Source organism: Fibrella aestuarina BUZ 2 (assembly GCF_000331105.1).
In the GTDB taxonomy this organism is placed as follows: domain Bacteria; phylum Bacteroidota; class Bacteroidia; order Cytophagales; family Spirosomataceae; genus Fibrella; species Fibrella aestuarina.
The window spans coordinates 5,757,486-5,770,744 of sequence record NC_020054.1 but is presented as its reverse complement, the minus strand read 5'-3'; the positions used below and the strand labels follow the sequence as shown (position 1 = coordinate 5,770,744).

The following is a 13,259-nucleotide window of genomic DNA, read 5'->3' as shown; positions in this document are numbered from 1 at the left end:
AATACTGCATGATTAAATCGAAATTAAGATCAAAATAGAGTCAGTATCGATCAATAGTGGCTATCAGAATAGAAATTTGAAAAGAGCATATATAAATAAATGGCATTTATTGACTCAAATTTGACATGAGGATAAGTTAATTAATGGTTATAAAACGACTCAGGCGATACGCAGGTAGAAAGCACGCCGGTAAGCGTCTCTGTGAGCGTTCAACACGTACCTGAGCTACCCTTATAAAGCCAAAGCCGCGTCCAGCTTTGGCTGGCGCGGCTTTGGTAACGAGGCCGGATGAGGTGGTTAACGGCGCAACCCGGAGCGGATGGCCTGTTCGACGGGCGTGTAGCCCGTGGCCGATGCCTCGATGGTCAGTTCGTGACGGAGCAGGAGTGGGGGCTGCGCCAGAAACCGGGGTTCGGTGCCGCTGTGGGGCTGGGAGGCGTGGACCAGAAAAGGATGGCAGAGGTAAACGGTGCCAGCCGCCCCGACAGCTACTGTCTCGGGCCGCGTGGGCAGGTCGGATAGCTTACCCGCGAGCTCCATAAATGAGAGCCCGGCGGCACCGAAGGGTTCCAGCAGCGCGGCCACGTCGCGGTGGGAGCCAACCCGGAGCCGGGTGGGCGCGTCCTGCGCCGTGCAGTCCGAAAAAAGAAACAGCATCAGCAGGCCCCGGCCGGTCGAGCGTACGTTGATGCGCCAGTCGAAAAAGTTGGTTGGGTCGGCCCCCGGAAAGCTGGCGTCGACGTGCCAGCCGGTGTCGCCCGGATCTGCAGGCGATGGAAACCGGATCGGGAACGTACCCAGCTGTCGGCAAGGCAGCCATCGACCCGCCCCAACGAGCTGATCGAACGCCCGATGCAACACCGGCGTGTTGGCCGCCCGAACAAACGGCGGCTGATCGTACATGCCCAGCCGAACGACGGGCTGGGTCCAGGTCGTTGGGTCGTCGGGTTTTCCGGGTAGGTCGCGCCAGAGAAGGGACCGCGCAGCCGCTGCATCGTCGGTGGCAAAGGCGTTGTCGATTCGAACAAAACCGTTCTGGATGAACTGGTCGATTTGGTCGGAAGTGAGGTCGTTTTGCATAACGTGATAGCGTGTGTGTGCTGGGTACGTTCAGAAGCAACCAGCATTCGTGAAAACGCCGCTACTGAACGTACCCGGCAGCCTGTCAGGTACGTTCAGTAGCGGCGTAAAGCAACGGGCTTACTGGCTAGGCCAGCGTTTTGCGGGCTTCGCGGTCAGGGTCGTTCACCAGCATCGGGGCGTCGTCGAGCACCATCGTTTCGCCGTGCTGGCTGGTGTAGGGCTTCCAGTTGGGCAGGCCGCCGCCGTTGGGGTTACCCGTTTTGGCAAAGTTCAGAAACGAGTTGGCCATCTTCTCCGACAGGGCGCGGGGGCGTTTGCCGCCGCCCGTGTGCGTCAGCATCAGGTCGGTGTTATAGAACCAGAAGCAGATATCGTCGCAGTGGAAGGCCCGCATCCGGCCATCGAACAGCGGCGGTTGCCAGCCAAACCAGGCTACGTAAACGGGCGCTTTCTGCTGCGCCGCTTTGGCATCGGCGGCGGCAACGGCGTTTTTCCGGTTCGACATAACCAGTGCCCAGATCTCGATGGGGCGTGCCTTCGGGAAGTTGCGGGCGTAGGCGTCCACGATCTCGCCTGACTTGTCGCCGAAGCGGGGTTTGATTTTCTCCTTCACCTCAGCCAGCGAAATCTGTTCGAGTGCCGCGTCGGTCCGGCTGGGGCTTTGCTCGTGGAAGGTCGAGCAGATCAGCAGCGGAATGTCGGCCGAGAATTGATTGGCATCGGCGAAAAAAGCGCCGCCGTTCAGGTACGTTCCGTCGGCTACGGGCGCGTAGCCACCGCGCGGCAGGTTGAGCCGTTTGGCTTCGGCGGCCATTTTGTCGGCAGCCCGGTTGGCAATGTCGATGTACTCCCGCCACGGAATCTGCTGGAGCTTCTCGATGTCGCCGGGTTTCAGCCCCGCTTCTTCCAGTACCTTCAAGCCCAGCTTCTCGGCGTATTCGGGATTGGTGCCCGACAGCGAACTGCCACTCAGCGCCACGGCTTTGTGAAATAACCCTTTGGCCGAGGGCATATTCATCAGGCTCGTCACTTTGGCCCCGCCGCCCGACTGCCCGATGATGGTGACGTTGGCGGGGTCACCGCCAAAATTGGCGATGTTGGTCTTCACCCATTCGAGCGCGGCCACCATGTCCAGATTGCCCACGTTGCCCGAGGCCGGGTGCCCTCCGGCAGCTTTCAAATGGGTGTAGCCCAGCGGCCCGAGCCGATGGTTGAGCGAGCAGAACACCACGTTGCCCAGCCGGGCCAGGTTTTCGCCGTGATAGCCGTCCTGTTCAATGCCGTTGCCGTTGGTGAAGCCGCCCCCGTGCAACCACACGATGACGGGCCGTTTCTGGCCGTCGAGCGCGGGCGTCCAGACGTTTAGCTTCAAGCAGTCTTCCGACACGTCGTCGTAGTTCCAGTGGTCGACAAACGACGCATACGGGTTGGCGTAGCGCTTGTCCATAATCTGCGGAGCCGAATTGCCCCACCAGAGCGCCGGGCGCACATCGGTCCAGGGCGTGGGTTTCTGCGGGGGCATGAACCGGTTTTTGCCCGAGGTGTCGGCGCCATACGGAATGCCCAGAAACTGATGGATGCCGCGCAGGATAAACCCTCTGACCTTGCCGGATTCGGTGTTGGCAATGGCGATGGTATCTCCCACAAACAGCACTTGCTCATCGGCAGTGGGCTTTGCCGCTTTGGGCGGGCGTGTCCCGGTGGCGAGGGCGGGCGCTGCAACGCCTAACCCCGTCGCTGAGGCGGCGGCGCCAACACCCAGCGACTGTAAAAAATTACGTCTTGACGGCTTCATAAGCGAAGAAGAATAACGGTTTGGAATAAGCTGACCGGCTAGGGGAGAGCTAGTTACCAAAGGGGTTTGGTTGGGCCTTTTTACTAGTCTAAACCAGCCAATTATGAACAGGCTGCGCGCCGGGGGCGGGGCGGCATGTAATGAAATTATTAAACTGAAGCGAAACGCCCCGATACGCCGACAAGGAACGCGGGTAAGCTGTAGGTTTGTAGTTGTTTCTGCATACTCCCTGCACGATGGATACCCGACGCGAGTTTCTCAAAAAAGCGGCCCTGCTGGCGGGTAGTGCCGCCCTGCCCGACGGCCTGCCTGCTTCCATTCAGAAAGCGCTGGCGATCGCCCCTAAGCCGGGCACGACGTACCTGGATGCCGAACACGTGGTGATCCTGATGCAGGAAAACCGCTCGTTCGACCACTGTTACGGGGCCTTGCGGGGCGTACGCGGTTTCAACGACCCACGGGCCATTACGCTGCCCAACAAAAACAAGGTGTGGCTACAGACCAACGCCGCCGGTCAGACGTTTGCCCCGTTTCGGCTGAACATGTGGGAAACCAAAGCCACCTGGATGAGCTCGCTGCCCCATTCGTGGGCCAATCAGGTCGACGCCCGCAACGAGGGAAAATTCGACCGCTGGCTCGACGCCAAACCCTCGGGCCACCCCGAATACGCGCACATGCCCCTTACGATGGGCTACTACGACCGGACCGATATTCCGTTTTACTACGCCCTGGCGGATGCCTTTACCGTCTGCGATCAGAATTTCTGCTCGTCGCTGACCGGCACGACGCCCAACCGGCTGTATTTCTGGAGCGGTACCATCCGCGAAGACGAAAACGCCCCGGCGCGGGTGCGCAACGAAGAACTGGACTACGACAAACCCGCCAGCTGGCCCACCTTCCCCGAGCGCCTGGAAGCCAACGGCATTTCGTGGCGCATCTACCAGAACGAGATCAACCTGTCGACAGGCCTATCGGGCGATGAAGAGGCGTGGCTGGCCAATTTCAGCGACAACCCGCTGGAATGGTTCACTCAGTACAACGTGCGGTTTTCGGCCAATTACCAGCGGTTCCGGCAGGCGCGACTTCAGCAGCTACCCGCCGAAATCAGCGCGCTGGAACAAAAGGTGCCTACCCTGCCCGACAGCACTAAAGAAGGCAAGGCGCTGCGGCGGTCGCTGCAACAGAAAAAAGACCTGCTGGCCTTGTTGACGGCGGAAGGTGACCACTGGCAGGCCGACCGGTTTGAGAAACTGCCGGAACGGGAGAAAGCCCTGCATCAGAAAGCTTTTACGACCAACGCCAACGACCCGCATTACCGCGAGTTGGCCAGCCTCTCGTATCAGGATGGGGCCGACACCCGCGACATGACGGTGCCCAAAGGCGACGTGCTACACCAGTTCAGAACCGACGTGCAAAGCGGGCAACTGCCCACGGTATCGTGGCTGGTGGCGCCCGAAAACTTCTCTGATCATCCCGGCGCGCCCTGGTATGGCGCCTGGTACGTATCAGAGGTGATGGATATCCTGACCCAAAACCCGGAGGTGTGGCAGAAGACCATTTTCTTGCTGGCCTACGACGAAAACGACGGCTATTTCGACCACGTACCGCCCTTTGTACCACCCCATCCCGACCGCCCCGACACGGGCCTGACCTCGGCTGGTATCGACACGCGCACCGAGCACGTCAGCATGGAGCAGGAGCTGAAACGGCCCGTCAGCCAGCCCGAAAAAGGGGCTCGTGCCAGTGCCATTGGCCTGGGGTACCGGGTGCCGCTGGTGGTGGCCTCGCCCTGGAGCCGGGGTGGGTACGTCTGCTCGCAGGTGTTCGACCACACCTCGACGCTCCAATTTCTGGAAGGTTTCCTGAGCCACAAGACGGGAAAAGCCATTCGCGAAACCAACATCAGCGACTGGCGGCGCACGGTCTGCGGCGACTTGACGTCGGTATTCCGGCCGTATCAGGGCGAGCCCATTAAGCTGCCGACGTTTGTGCCGAAAGACGCTTTCGTGGAGCGCATCCATAAAGCCAAATTCAAGGAGGCGCCCGCCAACTTCCGCGCCCTGTCGGCCGACGACGTCGCCCGCCTCAATCAGGAGCAGGACCCTACGGCGCTGATGCCCCAGCAGGAGAAAGGGAGCCGCCCCGCCTGCGCCCTGCCCTACGACCTGCGCGTAGATGGCCAACTAACGGCCGACGGGCAGTTTCGCATGACGTTCGCCATCAAGGCCGATCGGTTTGGGAAACGCGCAGCGGGTGCCCCGTTCATGGTGTACAACATGGCTGATTTTTCGGTGCGGAATTATGCCGTAAAACCCGGCGACCAACTAACCGACGCCTGGCCCGTAGCGGTGGGGACGGCCTACCACTTTCGGGTGTATGGCCCGAATGGGTTCTTTCGTGAGTTTACCGGGCAGGGAAGCCCCAAGGCAGTAAGCATCCAGTGCGACGAGGCGGTAACTGCCGGTAGCACGTCGGCAGACCTTCTGCTTCGGCTGACCAACCGGAGCACGAAGCCCGTAACCGTCGAACTGGTATCGAACGCCTATGGCTACCCGATGCAACGGCAGGTGCTGCGCCCGGCCGGAGAACAAACCGGGCAAACGACGCTCAGACTGGCCGTGGCGAAGAGCGGCGGCTGGTACGATGTCAGCATCCGGGTGGTGGGCGACACGACGTTTGAGCAGCGCTACGCCGGCCGTATCGAAACGGGTAACAGCAGCGTCAGCGATCCGCTGCTGAGCTAAAACACAGTTCCATCACACAGCCGACCCATACGTACCTGAGTAGGTAGGCGCCAGGCCGTCAACCGGCGTCGGTGAGCGCCCGGCAGCGGGCAAGGTCGCACCGTCAATTGAACGACGCCCTGAAGGCCAACGGCGAGAGGCTGGTTTTGGTCTTGAACAGTTTGCTGAACGACTGCAGGTGCTCGAAGCCCAACGCATACGCGATTTCGCTCACTGACAGATCGGTGGTTGAGAGTTTCTCCCTGGCTTTGTCAATCAGCTTATCGTGAATGTGTTGCTGGGTGTTTTGTCCCGTCAGCGTGCGGAGCAGATTACTGAGGTATTTGGGGGAAACAATTAACTGGTCGGCTACGGATTGTACCGATGGCAACCCGCCTTTGTCTGGCGAGTCATTGTCAAAATAAGCATTCAGTAATTCGTCCAGCCGATCCAGTATCTGGTGGTTCGCTTTCTCCCGGGTGATGAATTGCCGATGATAAAATCGATCCGAATAAGTCAGCATCGTTTCCAGCTGCGCTATAATAATCGGCTTGCTGAAACGGTCGATGTTGGCGTTGTATTCCTGCTGAATAGTCTGAATAATCTGATGAAGAAAAGCTTCTTCTTTCTCCGACAAAAACAGGGCCTCATGCAGGGCATAGCTCCAGAAATCATACTGCCTGATGGTTTTGGCCAGCGACGTATTCCATAGAAAATCAGGATGGATGGTTAACATCCATCCTGATTGGTTCAAGGCTTTCTCCCCGTCGGCAAGGGCGAGCCGGATGACCTGACCGGGGGCTACAAACGACAGCACACCTTCATTGAAATCAAACGGCTGCTGCCCGTACTTCACCGCTACATTGGCTACCCGTTTCAGCGAAATACTGTAGAAATCGAAGACCAGGCTCGTCGGTTCATCGGGATGCAATTCCTTTACATCGCCCACATTGATGAGGCCGATGAGCGGGTGCAGCGGCTTAGGCAACTGCCTGAATTCATGAAACTCACTGATCGTTTTAAACCGTTTCATCGAGTCGGTCTTCTTTCTGTATCTCCAGCACAAGTTTACCGCGCACATGTTTAGTCTCGCTCTGGCGGTGGGCCTCGGCCACTTGCTCCAGGGGAAATGCCTGGCTTACAACGGCTTTTACTCTACCCTCATTGATGAGCTGAGTGACCCCATCCAGTGAGGATGTGTAGGCGGTTATACTGCCTTCGCCAACCATCGTGGCCGTGGCGTTCTTTTTGGCCATCGCGGCCAAAAAAGCGTCCGAGAAGGGCTCATCCAGGTGAGTACACACAAAGATACCGCCCTCTCTGATTACCTCCGCCGATTTCAACCTGACGCTCTCGTCACGAACGGGCGAGGCATTGAATACCACATCCACATCGCGCAACAGGTCTTCAAAAGGCTGGTTGCGGTAATCAATCACTTCATCGGCTCCTAACTCGTTCAAAAAAGCAGCGTTATGAGCCGAGGCCGTTCCGATTACATACCCGCCCATGGCTTTGGCAAACTGGACCGCCAGGTTCCCGACTCCGCCCGCTGCCCCGTGAATTAGTACCCGCTGCCCCGGTTTTACTTTACCCGTATCGACGATGCCGTTCCAGGCAATAAGGGCACAGGAAGGAAGCGCGCCAGCCTCATTGAAGCGTATGTGGCTGGGCATAATCCAGAACTGACTGGCTTTGGCAGCAACGTATTCGGCGTAGCTGCCGTCGCCGGGGAAATTCGGGACGCCGTACACGTTATCGCCTTTTTTAAACGTCGTTACCGCACTGCCGATCTCCTCAACGACACCCGCCACATCCAGACCCAGGCCCAACGGTAATGTCAGGTACGACCGAAGGGCTTCGTTGCCACCCTGGCGAATGATGTAGTCGGCCGGATTAACACTGCTGGCATAGACTTTTATCAAGAGTTCGTCGGGTGCCGGAACGGGCCGTTCGATCTCGTCCAGCTTCATCACGTCAGGACCGCCAAATTCATGAACTCGAATCGCTTTCATACTAAATCGTTTTTCATTGGTTGATGCTGCAAAGGTCACCGCCCGGTCGAAAGCAGATTTAGTAAGAATGCCCTTTGTCTTAGCCAAAACAGCCGGTAAGCCTTGCCTTGGAATAGCCTGTCTGGTAACCCAGCCATGGCACGGGCCGTTTTATGGCGGTTTGCCACTGCACTAGGTACGTACCTGAAGGCTGCTGTTGACCCTGATCAGGTACGTTGGCGCCAATCCGCCCTAGAGCCACCTAACCACTAGTAGGTGCCGCCCGGTTTGCTTTTTTCGCTATTATCTAATTATCTTTGTTGCTAAGATATTTAGAAGCTAAGTTAAATGGATAGTGATTCACTCACCCGGATTAGAAAGCTGAGCCAGCAATATGCCTACACGTCGATTCAGATGCACGAAGCAGTTGGCCGTCGGGCGGGGCTGTCGGGTACCGACCACAAATACCTGGGTTTTCTGATCGAGAAAGGACAGATGACCGCCGGTGAACTCGCCACCCTGACCGGCCTGACGACGGGTGCCGTAACGGGCCTGATCGATCGGTTTGAAAAGAAACAGCTGGTGCAGCGCCAGTTGGCCGAAGGCGATCGGCGTAAGGTGATCATCGTCCCGAACACCGAGACGATTATGGCGCTGCTGGCCCCGCTCTACAAAGACTTTCGGGCAAAGTCGGCCGCGCTGCTGGCGTCGTTTTCGGCCGAGGAAATCGCCACGCTTGAAACCTATTTTCTGAAGGCCATCGCCATCATGAATGACACCACCCAGACACTCAACGACAACTAAGGATGGATACGATGCAATCGCTGGTGCTCGGTTTGCAAGCCGTTGATCAAACAAGCGGAGCGCTTGTGGGAGGTAAGGGGGCCAACCTGGGCGAGCTGACCCGGATCGAGGGCATCCGGGTGCCGCCCGGATTTTGTGTGACCACAGAAGCTTACAAGCGGATCATCGAGCAGGCGCCGTCGATAGACGACTTATTGGCCCAGCTAGCCCTGCTGACGGTGGCCGACCGCGCCCTGATCGCTACCCTGAGCGGCCAACTTCGTGACGCGATCGAAGCGGTCGCTATGCCACAGGACATGCAGGATGCGATTGCCGGGCATCTCAAACCCTTTGGCGAACAACATGCCTTTGCGGTGCGGTCCAGCGCCACGGCGGAAGACCTGCCCACGGCATCGTTTGCCGGTCAGCAGGATACATACCTGAACATTATTGGGCAGGCGGCTATTCGGCAACACATCAGCAAATGCTGGGCCTCGCTGTTTACCGAGCGGGCCGTCCTGTACCGCCTTCAGCACGGCATTGACCACCGAAGTGTTCAACTGGCGGTGGTGGTACAGCAGATGGTCGTGCCGCAGGTATCGGGCATCCTGTTCACGGCCGATCCCGTCACGTCGAACCGGACGATCACATCCATCGACGCCAGTTTTGGGCTGGGCGAGGCGCTGGTGGGTGGGCTGGTCAACGCCGATAATTACAGCGTGCGAGCCGGAGAGGTAATCAGCAGGCAGCTAGCGACCAAGGAACGGGCCAGCTATGCGGTAAGCGGAGGTGGCACGGAACAGCAGCCGATTGCGCCTGACCAGCAACAGCGTCCGGCGCTGACCGACGAGCAGGCCATCCGGCTTGAGCGCATCGGGCGGCAGATCGAAGCGCATTTCGGCTGTCCGCAGGATATTGAATGGTGTTTGGTGGGCGACACGTTCCACATTGTTCAGAGTCGGCCAATCACCACGCTGTACCCGATACCCGACGCGACTGACCCCGAAAACCACGTCTACATATCCGTCGGTCACCAGCAGATGATGACCGACGCCATGAAACCCCTGGGCTGGTCTACCTGGCAGTTCATGGCCAACGCCCCGATGCGTGTCGCGGGTGGTCGGTTGTTTGTGGATGTCGCCCCGATGCTGGCGTCACCGGCTGGCCGAGCCAATATCCTGGATGTGCTGGGGCGATTCGATCCGCTCATTAAAGACGCCCTGACGACCATTCTGGAGCGGGGCGATTTTATCCCCGCCTTACCCGATCACGAGCCGAACCCCGGGACAAGCCATCCGGCGTCCTCGCTGCCAGACTACCAGACGCTGAAGGACTACGACCCGGCCATCGTGGCTGACCTGATCCAGCGTAGTCAGGCCGCCCTCGCCGCCCTGAAGCAAGCCGTTGAAACGGAACAGGGGCCGGCGCTCATCCAGTGCATTCGGGAAGACGTCGGGGCCGTGAAGAGGAGCATCCCACAAAGCTTCGGGGTCATCATGACGGCCATGAATGCAGCCTTATGGCTCAATGAGCACATCGCCGCGTGGTTAGGCGAGAAAAACGTCGCCGACACACTGACCCAATCCGTTCCCAACAACATTACCTCGGAAATGGGGCTGGCCCTGCTGGATGTGGCCGATGCGCTACGGCCCTACCCGGCCGTGATCCAGTACGTACAACAGTGCGGAAAAGACGACACCTTTCTGGACGAACTACCCCGGTTGGCGGGTGGCCCGGAAGCCCGCGCCGCCATCGATGCGTTTCTGGACAAATACGGCATGCGCTGCCCCGGTGAGATCGACATCACTCGACCCCGCTGGCGCGAACGGCCCAGCACCCTGGTGCCCCTGATTCTCAACAACATCAAAAACGTTGAGCCGAATGCCGGGAAGCGAAAATTCGAGCAGGGCCAACAGGAAGCGCTGGCCAAAGAACAGGAACTGCTGGCCCGATTGACCCAATTGCCGGATGGCGACCGCAAAGCGAACGAAACCAAGCGAATGATCGATCTGGTCCGCAACCTGACTGGCTACCGCGAATACCCCAAATACGACATCATCAGCCGCTATTTCGTGTATAAACAGGCCTTGCGCCGCGAAGCCGAACGACTCGTGGCGGCGGGGGTGCTTCACGACAGCGAAGATAGTTACTACCTCACGTTCGACGAACTGGCCGAAACGATACGTACCCAGACGGTGGACTACGCGCTTATCAACCAGCGAAAAGCCGACTACCAACGCTTCGAAAAACTCAGCCCACCCCGGGTGATTACCTCGGAGGGGGAAATCCTGACGGGGCGCTACCGGCGTGATGATCTACCCGCCGGGGCGATAGTTGGGCTGGCGGTTTCGGCGGGCGTCGTGGAGGGGCGGGCCCGCGTGGTGCTCAGCCTGGAGGCGGCCGATTTGGAAGAGGGTGATATTCTCGTTACGCCCTTCACCGACCCCGGCTGGACGCCCTTATTCGTTACCATCAAAGGCCTGATTACCGAGGTCGGCGGGCTGATGACCCACGGCGCCGTAATTGCCCGGGAATATGGCCTGCCCGCCATCGTCGGCGTCGACAACGCAACGAAACGGATTCGCGACGGCCAACGCATTCGGGTAAATGGCACCGAGGGGTACGTAGAAATTTTGTAGCGTTTTGGGCTGCGCTGGTTTACCGGAACAAATCAGCGCAGCCAGGTACGTATGTTGCCGATGTAAAAAAAGTTGTTGCAGCTTGTCCAATTTCCGACCGCTCAGTCATTGGTGTCGTGTAAACCAACACAGCAATTTGACATGGAACACGACAGCAAAGCAGGCAAAGGGAAACGCATGGCCTACTGGATCATTACCGGATTTTTGGCAATGGCTATGATTGGCGGCGGTTTTGCTCAATTCATCCAGGCGAAGGTCAATGCCGATGGCTTTATTCGGCTTGGCTACCCCTTGTATTCAATGAAACTTATTGGCCTCTGGAAAATGGCGGGCGGGCTCATGCTGGTCATACCGGGTTATCGCCTGGTGAAAGAATGGGCCTACGCCGGTTTCTTTTTTCTGTTGACGGGCGCTGTTAGTTCTCATATCGCTTCCGGTGATGCCTTCTACCAGTGGGTTGCCTCGTTTGTTTTTGCGATCTTAACCGTGCTGTCCTGGTATCTACGACCAGCCAACCGCCGACTACAAACGACACACGAAAAAGCAGTTGAGGAAACGGTTTATTAAATGTAAATTATTGCTAGACAGTGTCTTAGATGGCGCCTTTGTTTTATCATTTCGTTTCGTTTTCGCTATGAACGAGTTTATGTTATTATTCCGTCAGCCGAGTTATGACACCAGTCAACTGTCGCCCGCCGAGTTTGAAGCGATCGCCAACAAATGGAAAGAGTGGGTGGGTAGCCTGGCCGCACAGGGCAAACTGGTGTCGACGGGGCCCCGGCTGGCATCGGAAGGGAAGGTGCTGAAGGCCGGTGGCATCGTCACCGATGGTCCGTTTGTAGAGGTGAAAGAGCGGCTGGGCAGCTTTCTGATTGTCAGGGCCAGCCATCTGGATGAAGCGACTGAGCTGGCTCATGGCTGCCCGGCGCTGGATGCTCAAGGGAGTGTAGAGATACGGGCTATGCTCAACTAGGCCGTTATGGCTGTGTTGCCTTCTCCGATGGAACCGGAATCACTCAAGCAGATCTTTCAGCAGGAATTTTCCAAGATGGTGGCGGTGATCAGCAACCGGTTTGGGTTAGCGCATATAGAACTGGCGGAGGATATCGTGAGCGATACCTTTCTGCTAGCCGCCGAAACCTGGGGTGTGCGCGGCCAGCCGCCAAACCCGACGGCATGGCTGTATGCTGTTGCTAGGCAGAAAACCCTGTATCAGTTCAGGAGGCGTAAATTGCTGGACCAGAAAATTCTTCCCGAGCTGAGCAACCGATCGGCCGAAACCGATGATTGGACAACGTTAAACTTTTCGGAGGAGACGATTCGAGACAGCCAGTTGCAGATGATGTTTGCGGTTTGTACGCCCACTATCGCCCCGGAAGCGCAGATTGGTCTGGCGCTCCGGATTCTCTGCGGTTTTGGTATCGATGAAATTGCCGAGGCGTTTCTGTCCAACAAAGAGACGATCAACAAACGGCTCTTTCGGGCCAAAGAAAAGCTTCGTCTGGCAAACGTGACCATGACGCTTCCACCGGAAGGTGAGTTGATCCGCCGCCTCGACAATGTGCTGCATGTTATCTATCTGTTGTTCAACGAAGGCTACTATTCCAAAACCCGAAACCAGACGCTACAGCGAGAGCTGTGCCTGGAAGCCATGCGGCTGGGTACCCGATTAATCGAGTATGAACGCACCAATCAACCAAAGACCAGTGCGTTGATGGCGCTGATGTGTTTTCACGCGTCCCGATTCGATGCCAGGCACCAATCAGGTGATGAATTGCCCCTGCTTTATGAACAGCAGAACGAGGCTTTGTGGAATCCTGAGTTGATTCAACAGGGCTTTCTGTTTCTGCGCCAGTCGATGCAGGGCGATCAGGTCAGTTCATATCATCTGGAAGCCCGTATCGCTTCCTGGCATTGCCAGAAAGAAGATACGCCCGACAAGTGGACGGCCATTTTAGACCTCTACGATCAGTTGATACGGGTGAATGATTCGCCCAGCGTCGCCCTGAACCGTACCTACGCCTTGTATAAAGTCAGTGGCCCCCAAGCCGCTTTAGCTGTAGCCGAAAAGCTGACGTTCACCCTGAATCATTTCTACTTCGTATTGCTTGGTGAGTTGTATGAAACAAGCAACGTGTTGAAGGCCGTGGGCAGTTACCGGCAGGCCTATGCGCTCGCCAAGACACCAGCAGACCGGCAACGTATTCAGCTTAGACTAGATAAGCTTACCCAGTTGTAACCCGCC

General features: G+C 57.7%; 10 protein-coding genes. 6 read left to right on the top strand and 4 right to left on the bottom strand.

All coding sequences use genetic code 11. The features are described 5' to 3' along the window. Positions 1–297: 297 nt before the first annotated feature. Positions 298–1,080 carry a phytanoyl-CoA dioxygenase family protein gene (locus FAES_RS23905; RefSeq protein ID WP_015333774.1) on the bottom strand — a complete coding sequence of 261 codons (783 nt, stop codon included), beginning with the start codon at positions 1,078–1,080 and terminating at the stop codon, positions 298–300. A gap of 127 nt (positions 1,081–1,207) precedes the next feature. After that, complete coding sequence (locus FAES_RS23900) at positions 1,208–2,878, bottom strand: carboxylesterase/lipase family protein (protein ID WP_015333772.1); 1,671 nt, start codon at positions 2,876–2,878, stop codon at positions 1,208–1,210. A 236-nt stretch (positions 2,879–3,114) separates the two neighbouring features. Between FAES_RS23900 and FAES_RS23895 the strand changes: the two genes are divergently transcribed. Next, positions 3,115–5,622 carry a phosphocholine-specific phospholipase C gene (locus FAES_RS23895; RefSeq protein WP_015333771.1) on the top strand — a complete coding sequence of 836 codons (2,508 nt, stop codon included), beginning with the start codon at positions 3,115–3,117 and terminating at the stop codon, positions 5,620–5,622. 103 nt (positions 5,623–5,725) lie between these two features. Here FAES_RS23895 and FAES_RS23890 read toward each other — a convergent pair whose 3' ends face one another. Together FAES_RS23890 and FAES_RS23885 are read right to left on the bottom strand one after the other, a co-directional pair. Beyond that, a complete protein-coding gene (locus FAES_RS23890; protein WP_041258343.1) occupies positions 5,726–6,634 on the bottom strand; it encodes a helix-turn-helix domain-containing protein in 909 nt (302 codons plus the stop codon). Beyond that, entirely contained in the window at positions 6,621–7,613 is a 993-nt protein-coding gene (locus FAES_RS23885; protein WP_015333769.1) for an NADP-dependent oxidoreductase, read from the bottom strand. Before FAES_RS23885 ends, FAES_RS23890 begins: the two co-directional genes overlap by 14 nt. Positions 7,614–7,940: 327 nt before the next feature. On the opposite strand from FAES_RS23885, the gene FAES_RS23880 reads away from it, so the two are divergent. The 5 genes from FAES_RS23880 (at position 7,941) to FAES_RS23860 (ending at position 13,253) form a co-directional block, all read left to right on the top strand. Beyond that, positions 7,941–8,396 carry a MarR family winged helix-turn-helix transcriptional regulator gene (locus tag FAES_RS23880; RefSeq protein ID WP_015333767.1) on the top strand — a complete coding sequence of 152 codons (456 nt, stop codon included), beginning with the start codon at positions 7,941–7,943 and terminating at the stop codon, positions 8,394–8,396. Between the two features lie 2 nt (positions 8,397–8,398). After that, complete coding sequence (gene rph / locus FAES_RS23875) at positions 8,399–11,014, top strand: rifamycin-inactivating phosphotransferase (RefSeq protein ID WP_229364527.1); 2,616 nt, start codon at positions 8,399–8,401, stop codon at positions 11,012–11,014. A 141-nt stretch (positions 11,015–11,155) separates the two neighbouring features. Then, positions 11,156–11,581: a DoxX family protein gene (locus FAES_RS23870; RefSeq protein ID WP_015333765.1), complete on the top strand. Its 426-nt coding sequence runs from the start codon at positions 11,156–11,158 to the stop codon at positions 11,579–11,581. 67 nt (positions 11,582–11,648) lie between these two features. Beyond that, positions 11,649–11,987: a YciI family protein gene (locus tag FAES_RS23865; RefSeq protein ID WP_015333764.1), complete on the top strand. Its 339-nt coding sequence runs from the start codon at positions 11,649–11,651 to the stop codon at positions 11,985–11,987. 27 nt (positions 11,988–12,014) lie between these two features. Beyond that, entirely contained in the window at positions 12,015–13,253 is a 1,239-nt protein-coding gene (locus tag FAES_RS23860) for an RNA polymerase sigma factor (RefSeq protein WP_041258342.1), read from the top strand. Positions 13,254–13,259: the final 6 nt, after the last annotated feature.

Excerpts from the sequence above, each read along its gene's own strand:
- FAES_RS23905 (WP_015333774.1), bottom strand. The coding sequence starts at position 1,080 with ATGCAAAACGACCTCACTTCCGACCAAATCGACCAGTTCATCCAGAAC.
- FAES_RS23900 (WP_015333772.1), bottom strand. The coding sequence starts at position 2,878 with ATGAAGCCGTCAAGACGTAATTTTTTACAGTCGCTGGGTGTTGGCGCC.
- FAES_RS23895 (WP_015333771.1), top strand. The coding sequence starts at position 3,115 with ATGGATACCCGACGCGAGTTTCTCAAAAAAGCGGCCCTGCTGGCGGGT.
- FAES_RS23890 (WP_041258343.1), bottom strand. The coding sequence starts at position 6,634 with ATGAAACGGTTTAAAACGATCAGTGAGTTTCATGAATTCAGGCAGTTG.
- FAES_RS23885 (WP_015333769.1), bottom strand. The coding sequence starts at position 7,613 with ATGAAAGCGATTCGAGTTCATGAATTTGGCGGTCCTGACGTGATGAAG.
- FAES_RS23880 (WP_015333767.1), top strand. The coding sequence starts at position 7,941 with ATGGATAGTGATTCACTCACCCGGATTAGAAAGCTGAGCCAGCAATAT.
- rph (WP_229364527.1), top strand. The coding sequence starts at position 8,399 with ATGGATACGATGCAATCGCTGGTGCTCGGTTTGCAAGCCGTTGATCAA.
- FAES_RS23870 (WP_015333765.1), top strand. The coding sequence starts at position 11,156 with ATGGAACACGACAGCAAAGCAGGCAAAGGGAAACGCATGGCCTACTGG.
- FAES_RS23865 (WP_015333764.1), top strand. The coding sequence starts at position 11,649 with ATGAACGAGTTTATGTTATTATTCCGTCAGCCGAGTTATGACACCAGT.
- FAES_RS23860 (WP_041258342.1), top strand. The coding sequence starts at position 12,015 with ATGGAACCGGAATCACTCAAGCAGATCTTTCAGCAGGAATTTTCCAAG.